General features: G+C 72.5%; 13 protein-coding genes and 1 tRNA gene. 11 read left to right on the top strand and 3 right to left on the bottom strand.

The features are described 5' to 3' along the window. The first annotated feature begins 145 nt into the window (after positions 1-145). On the top strand, positions 146-1,135 hold the full coding sequence (gene holA / locus ABD224_RS07410; RefSeq protein ID WP_344048153.1) for a DNA polymerase III subunit delta: 990 nt from the start codon (positions 146-148) through the stop codon (positions 1,133-1,135). Between the two features lie 199 nt (positions 1,136-1,334). Here the strand turns inward: holA and rpsT are convergent, their stop codons facing one another. Further along, complete coding sequence (gene rpsT, locus ABD224_RS07405; protein ID WP_344048151.1) at positions 1,335-1,601, bottom strand: 30S ribosomal protein S20; 267 nt, start codon at positions 1,599-1,601, stop codon at positions 1,335-1,337. Positions 1,602-1,821: 220 nt separating this feature from the next. Between rpsT and lepA the strand changes: the two genes are divergently transcribed. The 4 genes from lepA to hemW all read left to right on the top strand — a co-directional run bounded on the left by lepA (position 1,822) and on the right by hemW (position 9,358). Next, positions 1,822-3,690 carry a translation elongation factor 4 gene (lepA, locus tag ABD224_RS07400; RefSeq protein ID WP_344048148.1) on the top strand — a complete coding sequence of 623 codons (1,869 nt, stop codon included), beginning with the start codon at positions 1,822-1,824 and terminating at the stop codon, positions 3,688-3,690. A 259-nt stretch (positions 3,691-3,949) separates the two neighbouring features. Continuing rightward, entirely contained in the window at positions 3,950-5,824 is a 1,875-nt protein-coding gene (locus ABD224_RS07395; RefSeq protein WP_344048145.1) for an AMP-dependent synthetase/ligase, read from the top strand. Positions 5,825-6,055: 231 nt separating this feature from the next. Next, a complete protein-coding gene (locus ABD224_RS07390) occupies positions 6,056-8,020 on the top strand; it encodes a SpoIIE family protein phosphatase (protein WP_344048143.1) in 1,965 nt (654 codons plus the stop codon). 105 nt (positions 8,021-8,125) lie between these two features. Beyond that, positions 8,126-9,358 (top strand): radical SAM family heme chaperone HemW, encoded by a 1,233-nt coding sequence (hemW, locus tag ABD224_RS07385; protein WP_344048141.1) that lies wholly within the window; start codon positions 8,126-8,128, stop codon positions 9,356-9,358. A 154-nt stretch (positions 9,359-9,512) separates the two neighbouring features. Here the strand turns inward: hemW and ABD224_RS07380 are convergent, their stop codons facing one another. Next, the gene (locus tag ABD224_RS07380; protein WP_425580931.1) at positions 9,513-10,367 is read right to left on the bottom strand and encodes a DUF3097 domain-containing protein; all 855 of its coding nucleotides are present in this window, start codon (positions 10,365-10,367) and stop codon (positions 9,513-9,515) included. Positions 10,368-10,399: 32 nt separating this feature from the next. Further along, positions 10,400-11,134 carry an MBL fold metallo-hydrolase gene (locus ABD224_RS07375; RefSeq protein ID WP_344048139.1) on the bottom strand — a complete coding sequence of 245 codons (735 nt, stop codon included), beginning with the start codon at positions 11,132-11,134 and terminating at the stop codon, positions 10,400-10,402. Between the two features lie 139 nt (positions 11,135-11,273). Between ABD224_RS07375 and hrcA the strand changes: the two genes are divergently transcribed. From hrcA to ABD224_RS07345, 6 genes are all read left to right on the top strand, one after another. Then, entirely contained in the window at positions 11,274-12,290 is a 1,017-nt protein-coding gene (gene hrcA, locus ABD224_RS07370) for a heat-inducible transcriptional repressor HrcA (protein WP_344048137.1), read from the top strand. Then, positions 12,291-13,430, top strand: coding sequence for a molecular chaperone DnaJ (gene dnaJ / locus ABD224_RS07365; protein WP_344048135.1), 1,140 nt, complete (start codon positions 12,291-12,293; stop codon positions 13,428-13,430). It begins immediately after the preceding gene. A gap of 559 nt (positions 13,431-13,989) precedes the next feature. Next, positions 13,990-14,091 (top strand) — tRNA-Pro (locus ABD224_RS07360). A gap of 34 nt (positions 14,092-14,125) precedes the next feature. Beyond that, positions 14,126-14,821, top strand: a complete 696-nt coding sequence (locus tag ABD224_RS07355; RefSeq protein WP_344048133.1) for a nitronate monooxygenase — start codon at positions 14,126-14,128, stop codon at positions 14,819-14,821. Then, positions 14,818-15,558 carry a 16S rRNA (uracil(1498)-N(3))-methyltransferase gene (locus ABD224_RS07350; RefSeq protein ID WP_344048131.1) on the top strand — a complete coding sequence of 247 codons (741 nt, stop codon included), beginning with the start codon at positions 14,818-14,820 and terminating at the stop codon, positions 15,556-15,558. The genes ABD224_RS07355 and ABD224_RS07350 overlap by 4 nt, the downstream gene beginning before the upstream one ends. A 209-nt stretch (positions 15,559-15,767) precedes the next feature. After that, a complete protein-coding gene (locus tag ABD224_RS07345; protein ID WP_344048129.1) occupies positions 15,768-16,328 on the top strand; it encodes a hypothetical protein in 561 nt (186 codons plus the stop codon). Positions 16,329-16,356 lie beyond the last annotated feature (28 nt).

Below are 16,356 nucleotides of genomic sequence, written 5' to 3'. Positions count from 1 at the left end.
AGGGAAGTTTCCGCAGTCCTCGCGGGAGGAGTCGCGGCGTCAGGGGGGCCTCGCGGCAGGAGCCGCGGTGCCCTGGGAGAGCCGCCTGCCCCGTCCGGCGTCCGGCCCCGCGGTGCTGTCGGCGGCCCGTGGGATGCTTGTCGCGATGGCCAGGAAGACTGCGAACGACGACCCCCTCGCCCCGGTGACGCTCGCCGTCGGGCAGGAGGAGCTGCTGCTCGACCGTGCCGTGCAGGAGGTGGTGGCCGCCGCCAAGGCCGCCGACGCCGACACGGACGTACGGGATCTCACTGCGGATCAGGTGCAGCCCGGCACGCTCGCCGAGCTGACCAGTCCGTCGCTCTTCGCGGAGCGCAAGGTCGTGATCGTGCGCAATGCGCAGGACCTGTCGGCGGACACGGTCAAGGACGTGAAGGAGTATCTGAAGGCGCCCGCCGAGGAGATCACGCTCGTGCTGCTGCACGCGGGCGGCGCCAAGGGCAAGGGGCTGCTGGACGCTGCGCGCAAGGCGGGGGCGCGGGAGGTGGCCTGCCCGAAGATGACCAAGCCCGCCGACCGGCTGGCGTTCGTCCGCGGTGAGTTCCGCGGGCTCGGACGGTCGGCCACGCCCGAGGCGTGCCAGGCGCTGGTCGACGCGATCGGCAGTGACCTGCGGGAGCTGGCCTCGGCGGTGTCCCAGCTGGTCGCCGACGTCGAGGGCACGATCGACGAGGCCGTCGTCGCCCGGTACTACACGGGCCGGGCCGAGACCTCCAGCTTCACGGTCGCCGACCGGGCCGTCGAGGGGCGGACGGCGGAGGCCCTGGAGGCGCTGCGCTGGTCGCTCGCGACCGGTGTGGCACCGGTGATGATCACCAGCGCGCTCGCCCAGGGCGTGCGGGCGATCGGAAAGGTGTCCTCCGCGCGCGGTGGCCGTCCGGCCGACCTCGCGCGGGAGCTCGGCATGCCGCCGTGGAAGATCGACCGGGTGCGCCAGCAGATGCGCGGCTGGACCCCGGACGGGGTGGCCCTCGCCCTCCGCGCCGTGGCCGAGGCCGACGCCGGCGTCAAGGGCGGCGGCGACGACCCCGAGTACGTCCTGGAGAAGGCGGTGGTGACCATCGCCCGTGCGGCCCGCTCCCGAGGCCGGGCATAGCCGACACCGACGCGCGCACGCCGAAGACCCCGACGCCTCCCCCTGGGGAAAAAGGGATGGCTCCGGGGCCTTCGGTCACGTCGGTCGGATCTACGCCCGCGTGGCGAACGCAGGCCGCGCGCAGATCCGGGGTGCCGGTCGGGGGCGGAAGTGAGAGGGCTCGCCCTGGGTCCTTCCGGCGGTCAGATCAAGAAGAGGTTCAGCCCTTGAGGGACGCGACCTTGATGGCCAGGGCCGACTTCTTGTTGGCAGCCTGGTTCTTGTGGATGACACCCTTCGAGGCGGCCTTGTCGAGCAGGCGCGCGGCGGCGCGCTGCAGCTCGACGGCCTTCTCGACATCACCCGCGTCAGCGGCCTCGCGAGCCTTGCGGATCGCAGTCTTCAGAGAGGACTTGACAGCCTTGTTGCGCAGCCGAGCCTTCTCGTTGGTCTTGTTCCGCTTGATCTGGGACTTGATGTTCGCCACGAATAAGCCTTTTCGGATTCTGGTGCGGGGCCGCGGGGATCCCGTACCGGTGTTTTCTTGAGACGTGTCTCGCGCCGGAGGGCATGAGACACAGCCCCCCACGCTACCAGTGGCCCGCCGGGCAGCCCAAACCGGCCACCGGTCCTGGGCGCGTGGGACCATGGAAGCTACGTATCGATCCGACCCGAGGCATAAGGTGCCTCAAGGAACAGGACCCTGCGTGCCCGCGATCCCTAACCACGTGCCCGAGCCGAGCCGTACCGACCCGGCTCTGATCCGCAATTTCTGCATCATCGCGCACATCGACCACGGCAAGTCCACGCTCGCCGACCGGATGCTCCAGCTGACCGGCGTGGTCGAGCAGCGGCAGATGCGTGCTCAGTACCTCGACCGCATGGACATCGAGCGCGAGCGCGGCATCACGATCAAGTCCCAGGCGGTGCGTCTGCCGTGGGCCCCCACCCACGACCCCGGCAACACGCACATCCTCAACATGATCGACACTCCGGGTCACGTCGACTTCACCTACGAGGTGTCGCGGTCGCTCGCCGCCTGTGAGGGGACCATCCTCCTCGTCGACGCGGCCCAGGGGATCGAGGCCCAGACCCTCGCCAACCTCTACCTGGCGATGGAGCACGACCTCACGATCATCCCGGTGCTCAACAAGATCGACCTTCCGGCGGCGCAGCCGGAGAAGTTCGCCGAGGAGCTGGCGAACCTGGTGGGCTGCGAGCCGGACGAGGTGCTGAAGGTCTCCGCCAAGACCGGCCTCGGCGTCGAGGCGCTGCTCGACCGGGTGGTCGAGAAGATCCCGGCCCCGGTCGGCGACGCCGACGCCCCCGCCCGCGCGATGATCTTCGACTCGGTCTACGACTCCTACCGGGGCGTCGTGACGTACGTCCGTGTCGTCGACGGCCGGCTCAACAAGCGCGAGCGGATCCGGATGATGTCCACCGGCGCCACGCACGAGCTGCTGGAGATCGGCACCAACTCGCCCGAGATGATCAGCGCCGACGGGCTCGGGGTCGGCGAGGTGGGCTACCTCATCACCGGCGTGAAGGACGTCCGCCAGTCCAAGGTCGGCGACACCGTCACCAGCCAGGACAAGAGCGCCGAGGAACCGCTGGGCGGCTACAAGGAGCCCAAGCCCATGGTCTTCTCGGGCCTGTACCCGCTGGACGGCTCCGACTACCCCGAGCTGCGCGAGGCCCTCGACAAGCTGCAGCTCAACGATGCCGCCCTGGTCTACGAGCCGGAGACCTCCGCGGCCCTCGGCTTCGGCTTCCGCGTGGGCTTCCTCGGCCTGCTCCACCTGGACGTGATCCGCGAGCGGCTCGAGCGGGAGTTCGGTCTCGACCTGATCGCCACCGCCCCCAACGTGGTCTACCGCGTGATCATGGAGGACGGCCGCGAGCACACGGTCACCAACCCCAGCGAGTTCCCCGAGGGCAAGATCGCCGAGGTGTACGAGCCGGTCGTCCGGGCCACGATCCTCGCGCCCAGCGAGTTCATCGGGGCGATCATGGAGCTGTGCCAGAGCCGCCGCGGCACCCTCCGCGGCATGGACTACCTCTCCGAGGACCGCGTCGAGATCCGCTACACCCTCCCGCTCGCCGAGATCGTCTTCGACTTCTTCGACCAGCTGAAGTCCAAGACCCGCGGGTACGCCTCGCTGGACTACGAGCCCACCGGCGAGCAGAGCAGCAACCTGGTGAAGGTCGACATCCTGCTGCACGGGGACAAGGTGGACGCCTTCTCGGCGATCACCCACAGGGACCAGGCGTACGCGTACGGCGTCCGGCTGGTCAGCAAGCTCAAGGAGCTCATCCCCCGGCAGAACTTCGAGGTGCCCATCCAGGCGGCCATCGGCTCCCGCGTGATCGCCCGCGAGACCATCCGCGCCCTGCGCAAGGACGTCCTCGCCAAGTGCTACGGCGGTGACATCTCCCGCAAGCGGAAGCTGCTGGAGAAGCAGAAGGAGGGCAAGAAGCGCATGAAGATGGTGGGGTCCGTGGAGGTGCCCCAGGAGGCCTTCATCGCGGTGCTCTCCAGTGACGACGCCTCGGGGTCGGGCAAGGGCAAGAAGTAGCCGTCCCCGGCCGTGGCCACCCGGCAAACCGGTGGAAAAGGGCCCGTCGCACGCGAGTGCGGCGGGCTTCGCGCGTGCACGTGGTAGCGCTCTCTGGAGAAATCGACAGGCCACAGCCCCTTACGCGGTGGCCGGGAGGCCTTTACGCTGATGCCCGCCCGATAGTTACTCGCGAGTTAAACAGCAAGTCGAACCACCCCCGTGAGTCGACCCAGCCACACTTGAGCCAGCCGCAATGTCGCGGGCCCCGGAGGATGTCGTGAGCGACGCACAAACCCTGATCGAGAACCGTCCGCCGTCCGTGGCGGCCCTCTTCCTGGAGCGTGTGGCGGCCACACCGGACGCCGAGGCCTACCGCTACCCCGTGCCCCCCGCCTCCGGCCAGGGGCCGGACGAATGGAAGTCGCTGAGCTGGGCGCAGGCCGCCGAGCGGGTCCACGCGATCGCGGCCGGACTCATCGAGCTGGGCGTCCAGCCCGAGGAGCGGGTCGCCCTCGCCTCCACCACCCGGGTGGAGTGGGTGCTCGCCGACCTCGGCATCATGTGCGCGGGCGCCGCCACGACCACCATCTACCCGCAGACCAACGCCGACGAGTCCGCGTTCATCCTCTCCGACTCCGGCAGCAGGGTCCTCATCGCGGAGAACGCCGGCCAGCTGGCCAAGGTGCTGGAGAAGCGCGCCGAGCTGCCCGAGCTGCACCATGTCGTGGTCATCGACCCGGACGGCGTCGAGACGAGCGACTGGGTGCTCACCCTCGCCGAGCTGGAGAGCCGCGGCGCCGCCCATCTGGGCAAGCACCCCTCGCTGGTCAAGGAGCGGGTCGACGCGATCACCAAGGACCAGCTCGCCACCCTCATCTACACCTCCGGCACCACCGGCCGCCCCAAGGGCGTCCGGCTGCCGCACGACAACTGGTCGTACATGGCCAAGGCCATCGCCGCCACCGGGCTGATCAGCTCCGAGGACGTGCAGTACCTGTGGCTGCCGCTCGCCCACGTCTTCGGCAAGGTCCTCACCTCCGGCCAGATCGAGGTCGGCCATGTCACCGCCGTCGACGGCCGGGTCGACAAGATCGTCGAGAATCTGCCGGTCGTCCGGCCCACCTACATGGCGGCCGTCCCGCGCATCTTCGAGAAGGTCTACAACGGCGTCGCCGCCAAGGCCCGCGCCGGCGGCGCGGCCAAGTACAAGATCTTCAAGTGGGCCGCCGGGGTCGCCCGCGAGTACGCCAAGGTCACCCAGGACAACTTCCAGCGCACCGGCACCCGCTCCGCGCCGTTCGCCCTGGCCGCCCAGCACAAGGTCGCCGACAAGCTCGTCTACGCCAAGATCCGCGAGGCCTTCGGCGGCAGGATGCGCGCCTGCATCTCGGGCAGCGCCGCCCTCGCCCCGGAGATCGGCTACTTCTTCTCCGGCGCCGGCATCCACATCCTGGAGGGCTACGGCCTCACCGAGTCCTCCGCCGCCTCCTTCGTCAACCCCGGCGAGGCCTACCGCACCGGCACCGTCGGCAAGCCGCTGCCCGGCACCGAGGTCCGTATCGCCGACGACGGCGAGATCCTGCTGCGCGGCCCCGGCATCATGGAGGGCTACCACAAGCTGCCCGAGAAGACCGCCGAGGTCCTGGAGCCCGACGGCTGGCTCCACACCGGCGACATCGGCGAGCTCTCCCCGGACGGCTATCTGCGCATCACCGACCGCAAGAAGGACCTCATCAAGACCTCCGGCGGCAAGTACGTCGCGCCCGCCGAGATCGAGGGCCAGTTCAAGGCGCTGTGCCCGTACGTCTCCAACATCCTCGTGCACGGCGCCGACCGGAACTACTGCACCGCCCTCATCGCCCTGGAGGAGACCGCCATCCTGGGGTGGGCCAAGGAGAACGGCCTGGAGGGCAGGACCTACGCCGAGGTCGTCGCCGATCCGCGGACGGTGGAGATGGTCGACGGCTACGTCCAGCGGCTCAACCAGAAGCTGCAGCGCTGGCAGACCATCAAGAAGTTCCGCCTGCTGCCGCGCGACCTCGACGTCGAGCACGGCGAGGTCACCCCGAGCCTGAAGCTGAAGCGGCCCGTGGTGGAGCGCACCTACAAGCACCTGCTCGACGAGATGTACGAGGGCACGCGCGAGGCGTAGCCGGCGTACCGGCCTGACCGGGCCCCTCGCCTCTCCGGAGAGGCGAGGGGCCCGGCCGCGTACGGCCGGCGTTCGAGCGTGCCCGGATCTGCCCGCCTTTGATCGCTTTTGCAGTGCGGTTTCCCCGCCCGGTGGCTCACTTCGGTAACTCCATGCTTATGAGCGCGGCCGTTCTGTCACCCTGTCCCCAACGACTGAACCGATTCGTCCGCTCTGCTCGGGGAGCCGCTGATGGGGGCCATTCCGACGCAACGGGAGACCGTCTCCCCTGTCTCCGAGGTGCCTGCGCACGCCTCCGGCACGACCGCGCACCGCGGCGCGAGAACGGGTACGGAGGTGTACACGACCCTGCCCGGCAGCCCTCTCGCGCCCGGTTCCGCCCGCGCCCTGCTGCGCACGGTGCTGACGGAGTGGGCGGACCTCGGATTCGTGATCGCCGAGCGACTGGCCGAGGACGCCGTTCTCGTGGTGAGCGAGCTGGTCACCAACGCCGTCGTCCACGCGGGCACCGACGTCGAGCTGACCTGCCGGCTGGAGCCCGACACCGGCGCCTGCGTCATCGAGGTCTGCGACCGCCACCCCACGCGCGTCCCCCGTGACCACGGCGGCGAGACGCCGTGCGAGCCCGCCGAGTACGGCCGCGGCCTGCGCCTGGTCGCCGCCCTCTCCGAGGCCTGGGGCGTCACCCACCGGGCCGGCACCAAGACGGTGTGGGCGCGGCTGCCCGCCGAGGGCAGCACGGTGGGCGAGAGCGCACAGACCTACGACACCGAGGGCGGGTTCGCCGTCGCCGAGCTCTTCGCTCCCGGGCCGCAGTACACCGGCCGGGACCGGGAGTGGCTGGGCCGGGGCGCGCTGTCCTTCCTCGCCGAGGCCTCCGACCTGCTCGCCGGACAGCTCGACGAGGACCTGGTCGCCTCGCTCACCGGACAGCTGCTCGTCCCCCGGCTGGCCGACTGGTGCGCGGTGTGGCTGGAGGACGAGTCCACCGCGCGCTGGGGGACCTCCCACTGGAGCGGGGCCGAGAGCGGGGCGGGCTGGGGCGGCGGCACCGGCCTGGCCGGACCCCGGCTCGCCCGCGTCTGGCACGTCAGCGAGGACCGCCTGGAGGAGCTGCGCCGCGCCCTGGAGAAGGACCCGCCGCGCCCCGCCGGCGGCCTGAGCTCCGGGCCCGTCCCCTATCCCTGGCCCGCGGAGGCCCTCGGCCCCCACGCGGCCCACGGCACGGCGCTCGCGTACCGGCTGATCGCCGGCGGCCGTCCGCTGGGCACGCTGGTCATCGGGCGGACCGGGCTGCACCGCTTCCCCGACGAGGTCACCGGCCTGGTCGAGGACCTCAGCCGCCGGGTCGCGCTCGCCATCGGCGCGGCCCGCCAGTACGCCCGGCAGGCCACCATCAGCGCCGTGCTGCAGCGCGGACTGCTGCCCGGCGCGGTCGCCCGGATCCCCGGTCTGCGCAGTGCGCTGGTGTACGAGCCGTGCGACAAGGGCGGCCCGAGCGGCGACTTCTACGACCTCTTCCCGGCCGGTGACGGCCGCTGGTGCTTCGCCATCGGCGACGTCCAGGGCAAGGGGCCCGAGGCCGCCGTCGTCATCGGGCTCGTCCGGCCCTGGCTGCGGCTGCTGGCCCGCGAGGGCTACGGCGTCGCCGACGTCCTCGACCGCCTCAACCAGCTTCTCCTCGACGACGCCACCGAGGCCGCCGACGCCGCCGCCCGGGTCCTGGTGGCGGCCGGCGGCCGGGCCCCGGCCTCCGGCGACAGCCCCCAGACCCGCTTCCTGTCCCTTCTCTACGGCGAGCTCGTCCCCCACGACGGCGGCGTCCGCTGCACCCTCGCCAGCGCCGGGCACCCGCTGCCGCTGGTCCTCGGGCGGGACGGGGGCGTGCGCACGGTCGCCCGGCCGCAGACCCTGCTCGGGGTGATCGAGGACGAGACGTACACCTGCGAGACCTTCGAGCTCGGCCCCGGCGACACCCTGCTGTGCGTCACCGACGGCGTCACCGAGCGGCGCTCCGGCTCCCGCCAGTTCGACGACGGCGACGGGCTCGCCCGGGCCCTCGCCGGCTGCGTGGGGCTCGACGCGGACGGCATCGCCGAGCGCATCCGGCAGCTCGTGCACGACTTCGGGGCCAGACCGCCGGAGGACGACCTGGCCCTTCTGGTGCTCCAGGCGGAGTGCGCGCGGGCGGGGTGACGGGGGCCGCGGGGCAGCGGCCCGGGAGAGCCGGCCGGAGGGGCGGGCCTGCGCCGTGGTGCCGGAGGCGCGGTGCCGGCCTCGTGGTGCTGGACAATGGAACGCATGCCTTCCGCACTTCCCGACGGCGAGCCCGTGCCCGACGACGGTGCGCTGCCCGCGTACGCGCTCGCCGGGGCGGCCGACCGGCCCCTCGGGTTCTATCTGCACGTCCCCTACTGCGCGACCCGCTGCGGCTACTGCGACTTCAACACCTACACCGCCACCGAACTGCGCGGCACCGGGGGAGTGCTCGCCTCCCGCGACAACTACGCCGGGATCCTCGTCGACGAGATCCGCCTCGCCCGCAAGGTCCTCGGCGACGATCCGCGCGAGGTCCGCACGGTCTTCGTCGGCGGCGGTACGCCCACGCTGCTGGCCGCGGACGACCTGGTACGGATGCTGAGGGCGATCCGTGACGAGTTCGGCCTCGCGGCCGACGCGGAGGTCACCACGGAGGCCAACCCCGAGTCGGTCGACCCGGCCTACCTGGCCGCGCTGCGGGAGGGCGGCTTCAACCGGATCTCCTTCGGGATGCAGAGCGCCCGGCAGCACGTGCTGAGGATCCTCGACCGCACGCACACGCCCGGGCGTCCCGAGGCATGCGTGACCGAGGCCCGTGCGGCGGGTTTCGAGCACATCAACCTGGATCTGATCTACGGCACGCCCGGCGAGTCCGACGACGACTGGCGGGCCTCGCTGGACGCGGCTCTCGGAGCCGGGCCCGACCATGTGTCGGCGTACGCGCTGATCGTGGAGGAGGGCACACGGCTCGCCCGCCGGATCCGCAGGGGAGAGATCCCGACGACGGACGACGACGTGCATGCCGACCGGTATCTGATCGCGGAGGAGACGCTCTCCGCGGCGGGCTTCTCGTGGTACGAGGTGTCCAACTGGGCCGCCTCGGACGCGGGGCGCTGCCGGCACAACGAGCTGTACTGGCGGGGCGCCGACTGGTGGGGCGCGGGACCCGGGGCGCACAGCCATGTGGGGGGCGTGCGCTGGTGGAACGTCAAGCACCCCGGCGCCTATGCGGCGGCCCTCGCCTCCGGGCGCTCCCCGGGTGCGGGCCGGGAGCTCCTCACGGAGGAGGACCGCCGGGTGGAGCGGATCATGCTGGAGCTGCGGCTGCGGGAGGGCCTTCCGCTGGACGTGCTGCGCCCGAAGGGCCTGGAGGCCTCCCGGCGGGCGCTGTCCGACGGGCTGCTCGAGCAGGAGCCGTACGCGGCCGGGCGCGCCGTGCTCACCCTGCGGGGCCGGCTGCTGGCGGACGCGGTGGTGCGGGACCTGGTGGACTGAGGAACGGGCGGACCGAGGCACCGGTGACCGAGGCACCGGTGGACTTGAGGCATCGAGGGCGCGCCGCCCCCGAGGCGTGTGCGCTCACCCGCCCTCGCCCGAGGGGAGCCGCTGCCCCGGCGGCACAACACCCCGCGCCCGGGCCGCCATGCCGTCATGCCGTCACGAAGTCGATCAGCTGCTCCACCCTGCCCAGCAGCTCCGGCTCCAGGTCCTTGTACGACCGCACCCGGGACAGGATCCTCCTCCACGCCGCGCCCGTGTCCTCGGGCCAGCCCAGCGACCGGCACACGCCCGTCTTCCAGTCCTGGCCGCGGGGGACGTCGGGCCAGCCCGCGATGCCCAGGGACGACGGCTTCACGGCCTGCCAGACGTCGACGAACGGGTGGCCGACCACCAGGGCGTGCTCGCTGGTCACCACCTCGGCGATGCGCCACTCCTTCGTGCCGGGGACCAGGTGGTCGACGAGGACGCCGAGACGGGCGTCCGGCCCGGGGGCGAACTCCTCGACGACCGCCGGCAGGTCGTCGATGCCCTCCAGGTACTCCACGACCACGCCCTCGATGCGCAGGTCGTCGCCCCACACCTTCTCGACCAGTTCGGCGTCGTGCCGCCCCTCGACATAGATGCGTCCGGCGCGGGCCACGCGCGCGCGTGCGTGCGGGACGGCCACCGAACCGGAGGCCGTACGGGTGGGCCGCGGCGGCCCGGACGACGGCTTCACCAGCGTGACCACCCTGCCCTCCAGCAGGAAGCCGCGGGGCCGGAGCGGGAACACCCGGTGCCTGCCGAAGCGGTCCTCCAGGGTCACCGTGCCCGCCTCGCAGTGGACCACCGCCCCGCAGAAACCGCTGCCCGGCTCCTCCACCACCAGACCGGGCTCGGCCGGAACCTCCGGCACGGCCCTCGGCTTCCTCCAGGGCGGGGTCAGATCGGGGGAGTACACACGGGAGCGCGGGCCCGGGGAGCCCTCGCCGAAAGGGCGGTGACGGGAGACGGGTGGGCGCATTCGAGTGACGATAGGGAGAAACCCGCGGCCGGTCAGCGTGACACGCCGAAGCGCGCGGCCAGGGCGTCCCGCTGGGCCCGGACGAAGGCCGCGTCCACCACCGCTCCGTGACCGGGCACGTACAGCGCGTCCTCGCCGCCGAGCGCCAGCAGCCGGTCGAGGGCGGCGGGCCACCGGGACGGCACGGCGTCGGGGCCCGCCTGGGGCTCACCGGACTCCTCGACCAGGTCGCCGCAGAAGACGACGGCCGGCTCACCCGGGACGACGACCGCGAGATCGTGGGCGGTGTGACCGGGGCCCGCGTTCGCCAGCAGCACCTCGCGTCCCCCGCCGAGCGGGAGGGCGAGCCGGTCGCCGACCTCGTGCCCGGGGCGCACCAGGGCGTTCGCCGCCTCCTCGGCCGCCCGTGCGTCCAGCCCGTGGCGCACCGCGTCCGCGCGCAGCTCGGCACGTGCGCCCTCCGCGTCGCCGTACACCGCGCGGGAGCCCTCGGCGGCGAAGATCTCCGCGCCCGTGAACGCCGCCGCCCCGAAGACATGGTCGAAGTGCGGATGCGTCAGCGCGAGAAGCCTCACATCGCCGCCGGCGAGCTCCCGCGCCTGCGCGCGCAGCCGCGCTCCCTCCGCCAGGCTCGACCCCGCGTCGACGAGCAGCGCGCGGTCCGTCCCGGCCACCAGCCCGACGGTGCAGTCCCACCCCGGGAGACGCACCCGCCCGACCCCGTCCGCCAGCCGCTCCCATCCCGACTCTTCCCACGTCACGCTCATGGGGAGACGCTAGTGCCACAGCGCAACCGCCTTGCCCGGGGTATACCCGACAGCCGTACACTGTGCGAGTAAAGCTGGCACTCTTATGCGTCGAGTGCCAGGCGGGGAAGCCGACCAACGACTTCTGGAGGTGTGCGCGATGCTCAGCGAGCGGAGACTTCAGGTATTGCGCGCGATCGTCCAGGACTACGTCGGCACTGAGGAGCCGGTCGGCTCCAAGGCCCTGACCGAGCGGCACAACCTCGGCGTCTCGCCGGCCACGGTCCGCAATGACATGGCGGCCCTGGAGGAAGAGGGCTACATCGCCCAGCCGCACACCAGTGCCGGACGTATCCCCACCGACAAGGGGTACCGCCTGTTCGTCGACAAGCTGGCCGAGATCAAGCCGATGAGCGCGCCGGAGCGGCGTGCCATCCAGAACTTCCTCGACGGCGCCGTCGACCTCGACGACGTGGTGGCCCGCACGGTGCGACTGCTCGCGCAGCTGACCCGGCAGGTCGCCGTGGTGCAGTACCCGTCGTTGACCCGTTCGACCGTGCGGCATGTGGAGCTGCTGTCGCTCGCGCCCGCCCGTCTGATGCTGGTGCTGATCACGGACACCGGCCGGGTCGAGCAGCGGGTGATCGACTGCCCCGCCCCCTTCGGGGAGACGTCCCTGGCCGATCTGCGGGCGCGGCTGAACAGCCGGGTCGCCGGCCGCCGCTTCCGGGACGTCCCGCAGCTGGTGGAGGACCTGCCCGAGAGCTTCGAGGTCGACGACCGCGGAACCGTCTCGACCGTGCTGTCCACGCTCATGGAGACGCTCGTCGAGCAGAACGAGGAGCGGCTGGTGATCGGCGGCACCGCCAACCTGACCCGCTTCGCGCACGACTTCCCGCTCACCATCCGGCCCGTCCTGGAGGCGCTGGAGGAGCAGGTCGTCCTGCTGAAGCTGCTCGGCGAGACGAAGAACGCGGACATGACCGTGAGCATCGGTCACGAGAACGCCCACGAAGGACTCAACTCCACGTCCATCGTGTCGGTCGGTTACGGTTCAGGCGGCGAGGCAGTGGCCAAGCTCGGCGTGGTCGGACCGACCCGCATGGACTACCCGGGAACGATGGGAGCGGTACGCGCAGTGGCACGGTACGTCGGACAGATCCTGGCGGAGTCGTAGGTGGCCACGGACTACTACGCCGTCCTCGGCGTGCGTCGCGACGCGTCGCAGGAAGAGATCAAGAAGGCCTTCCGGCGGCTCGCGCGCGAGCTGCACCCGGACGTCAACCCGGATCCGAAGACCCAGGAGCGGTTCAAGGAGATCAACGCCGCCTACGAGGTGCTGTCGGATCCGCAGAAGAAGCAGGTCTACGACCTCGGTGGCGACCCGCTCTCGCAGTCCGCCGCCGCCGGCGCGAGCAGTGGCTTCGGGGCGGGTGCCTTCGGGAACTTCTCCGACATCATGGACGCCTTCTTCGGAACGGCGTCGCAGCGCGGACCGCGTTCGCGCACCCGCCGGGGCCAGGACGCGATGATCCGGATCGAGGTCGAGCTGGACGAGGCGACCTTCGGCACGACGAAGGACATCCAGGTCGACACGGCCGTCGTGTGCAACACCTGCAACGGCGAGGGCGCGGCCCCCGGCACCAGCGCCCAGACGTGCGACATGTGCCGCGGCCGCGGTGAGGTCTCCCAGATCACCCGGTCCTTCCTGGGCCAGGTCATGACCTCCCGCCCCTGCCCCCAGTGCCAGGGCTTCGGCACGGTGGTGCCCACCCCGTGCCCGGAATGCGCCGGTGACGGCCGTGTCCGCGCCCGCCGCACGCTGACCGTGAAGATCCCGGCCGGTGTGGACAACGGCACGCGCATCCAGCTCGCGGGGGAGGGCGAGGTCGGCCCCGGCGGCGGTCCCGCCGGTGACCTCTACGTCGAGATCCAGGAGCTGCCGCACCCGGTGTTCCAGCGGCGCGGCGACGACCTGCACTGCACGGTCACCATCCCGATGACCGCGGCGGCCCTCGGCACCAAGGTGCCGCTGGAGACGCTGGACGGCCTGGAGGAGGTCGACATCCGTCCGGGCACCCAGTCCGGCCAGTCGATCCCGCTGCGCGGCCGGGGCGTCACGCATCTGCGCGGCGGCGGACGCGGCGACCTCGTCGTGCACGTCGAGGTGCAGACCCCGACCAAGCTCGACCCCGAGCAGGAGCGCCTGCTGCGCGAGCTGGCCAAGCTGCGCGGCGAGGAGCGCCCGCAGGGGCAGTTCCAGCCGGGACAGCAGGGGCTGTTCGCACGGCTGAAGGACGCGTTCAACGGGCGCTGACGGGCGCGTGGAGCCCGGCTGACGGCCGAGGGCCGGGCCGCCCCCTCCGCAGGCAGACGCAGTGCGCCGTCCCCGAGGACGGCAAGGTCCACGCCGGCCGGGTCCCTCATGGGCGGACGCAGCCGGCCGGGCCGGCAGGGACCGTTCTCGTGACCGCCCGCGGTGCCCGGCCGCCCTGCGGTCGCCTGTGGCCGAAGGACGCGTTCACCGGGCGCCGGAACCGGTGCGGAGGGGACTTCCCCGGCATGTGCCGAAGGCCGTCCGGATGCGGACGTGTGGGGAGGACGTGACACCATGCGGTCATGTCCTCCCCACTGACCGATCTCTTCCCGCACCCGATCGTGCAGGCGCCCATGGCGGGCGGGCCCTCGGTGCCGGGGCTGGCCGCCGCGGTGTCCGAGGCGGGCGGGCTGGGATTCCTCGCCGCCGGCCACAAGACCGCGGACGGCATGCGCCAGGAGATCAACCAGCTGCGCGGGCTGACCGGCCGTGCCTTCGGCGTCAATGTGTTCATGCCGCAGCCGGAGAGCGCCGAGTCCGGCGCCGTCGGCCTCTACGCCCAGCAGCTGGCCGGTGAGGCAGAGTGGTACGGCACCGGGCTGGGCGACCCGGAGAGCGGCCGTGACGACGGTTACGACGCCAAACTCGCCGTCCTGCTGGACGACCCGGTACCGGTGGTCTCCTTCCACTTCGGCGTGCCCGGCCCTGAGGTGGTGGACGCACTGCACCGGGCCGGCACCTTCGTCCTCGCCACCGCCACCACCGTCGAGGAGGCGCTCGCCGTGGAACGGGCGGGCGCGGACGCGGTGATCGCCCAGGGCGTGGAGGCCGGGGGCCACCAGGGCACCCACCGCGACCTGCCGGAGAACGACAAAGCCGGGATCGGCGTCCTGTCGCTGGTCGCGCAGATCCGCGAGGCGGTGGACCTCCCGGTCGTCGCGGCCGGAGGCATCATGCACGGCGGCCAGATCGCCGCCGTGCTCGCGGCGGGCGCGAGCGCGGCCCAGCTCGGCACGGCGTTCCTCGCCACCCCCGAGTCCGGGGCGTCCCCCGTGCACAAGCAGGCGCTGACCGACCCGCTGTTCCCGCACACGGAGCTGACCCGCGCGTTCACCGGGCGGCCGGCCCGCGGACTGGTCAACCGCTTCCTGCGGGAGCACGGCCCGTACGCGCCCGCCGCCTACCCGGAGGTCCACCACCTCACCGCACCCCTGCGCAGGGCGGCCGCCCGGGCGGGCGACGCGCAGGGCATGGCACTGTGGGCGGGGCAGGGCCACCGGATGGCCCGCGCGCTGCCCGCGGGGCGGCTGATGGAGGTGCTGATGACCGAATACGACGCGGCCAGGGCAGGGCTGACGGCCCGTCCGGCGGCGGGAGGGGGTGCGCGATGACCGCGCCGGTGTTCGTCGTCGACCGGCTCGACGGCATCGGGACGGAGTTCGTGCTCGACGGCCCCGAAGGACGGCACGCGGTCACGGTCAAGCGGCTGCGGCCGGGCGAGGACGTGGTGCTCACCGACGGCCGGGGGCGCTGGACCGAGGGCGTGGTGAAGGCCGCCGAGGGCAAGGACCGGCTGGTGGTCACCGGTCTGACGGACCCGGCCGAGGAACCGCCCCCGTCGCCCCGTATCACCGTCGTCCAGGCCCTTCCCAAGGGCGACCGGGGCGAACTCGCCGTGGAGACGATGACCGAGGTCGGCGTCGACGCGATCGTGCCGTGGGCCGCGTCCCGCTGCATCACGCAGTGGAAGGGCGACCGGGGCCTGAAGGCGCTCGGCAAGTGGCGCTCGACCGCCCGCGAGGCCGGCAAGCAGTCCCGCCGGGTCCGCTTCCCCGAGGTCGCGGACGCGGCGACGACCCCGCAGGTTGCCGCACTTTTGGCCAAGGCCGACTTCGCCGCCGTGCTCCACGAGGCCGGCGAGGAACCCCTGGCCACCGCCGAACTCCCCGCCGAGGGCGAGATCGTGCTGGTCGTCGGCCCCGAAGGCGGGGTCTCCCCCGAGGAGTTGGCCCTCTTCCGGGAGGTGGGCGCCAAGGCGTACGTCCTCGGCCGCACCGTGCTGCGCACCTCGACCGCGGGCACGGCGGCGACCGCCCTGCTCCTGGGCCGCACGGGCCGCTGGTCCTGACCCCTGACCGCCGCGGCCCCGCCCGCCCCGTGCCGGCGGGAGCGCGGACGGCGTGGAGGCCGGGTGCGGCGGGCGCGCGCCCCGGCCGCCCGGAACGGGGCCGGTGCGCCGTGCGGCGCCGTGGGGGTCCCTGAGGGCGCGGGCGCATGCGACATGCGTGGCCATATGCGCTCTACCGCCCCGGGCCCGGCGGTGGCACGCTGCCGGACATGAGGGGATCAGGGAGGATTGCGCACCTGTCGCGGGGGCGGCGGATGATGGCCGGTGCGGTGCTCGCGGCGGGTGCCGTGGGCGGGGTCGCCGCCTGTGATCCCGGCGGGCTGAACGCCGCGTCGGTGGCGTACACGACCGACAGGACGGTCACCGCGGAGCTGAACCGGCAGAACGCGTCCGTGCGCCGGCTCGACTGCACGGGCGGCTACGGCCGCGACAGGGCGCGCACGGCGCCGGCGTCCGACACCACCGTGGTCACCGTCGACTGCCGGGGGGAGACGCAGGACGGCCGGAGGATCACCGTCACCGGGGAGGTCACCCGGGCCGTCGACGGCGCCTGTGTGCGCGGGAACCTGGTCGCCGAAGTGGGCGGGAAGGAGTGGTTCCGTGTCAGCGGCCTCGGCAACTGCGAGGCCACGACCGGGCCGACGTACCGGCCGCCCGTCACCTACCGTCCCACCACCCCCGGACAGCCGGGCCCGACGGTCACGGTGACCGTCACCCGGACGATCTGGTGCCTGGACAACCCCGCCTGCGGGCCCGTCCAGGGCAAGTGAGACCGGCATCCCCGGTGTGACGTGCGGG

Origin of the sequence: Streptomyces thermoalcalitolerans (genome assembly GCF_039525155.1) — a bacterium.
In the GTDB taxonomy this organism is placed as follows: Bacteria; Actinomycetota; Actinomycetes; order Streptomycetales; family Streptomycetaceae; genus Streptomyces; species Streptomyces thermovulgaris.
Note: the sequence above shows the minus strand (reverse complement) of the source record. Positions and strands in the feature narration are given on the sequence as shown.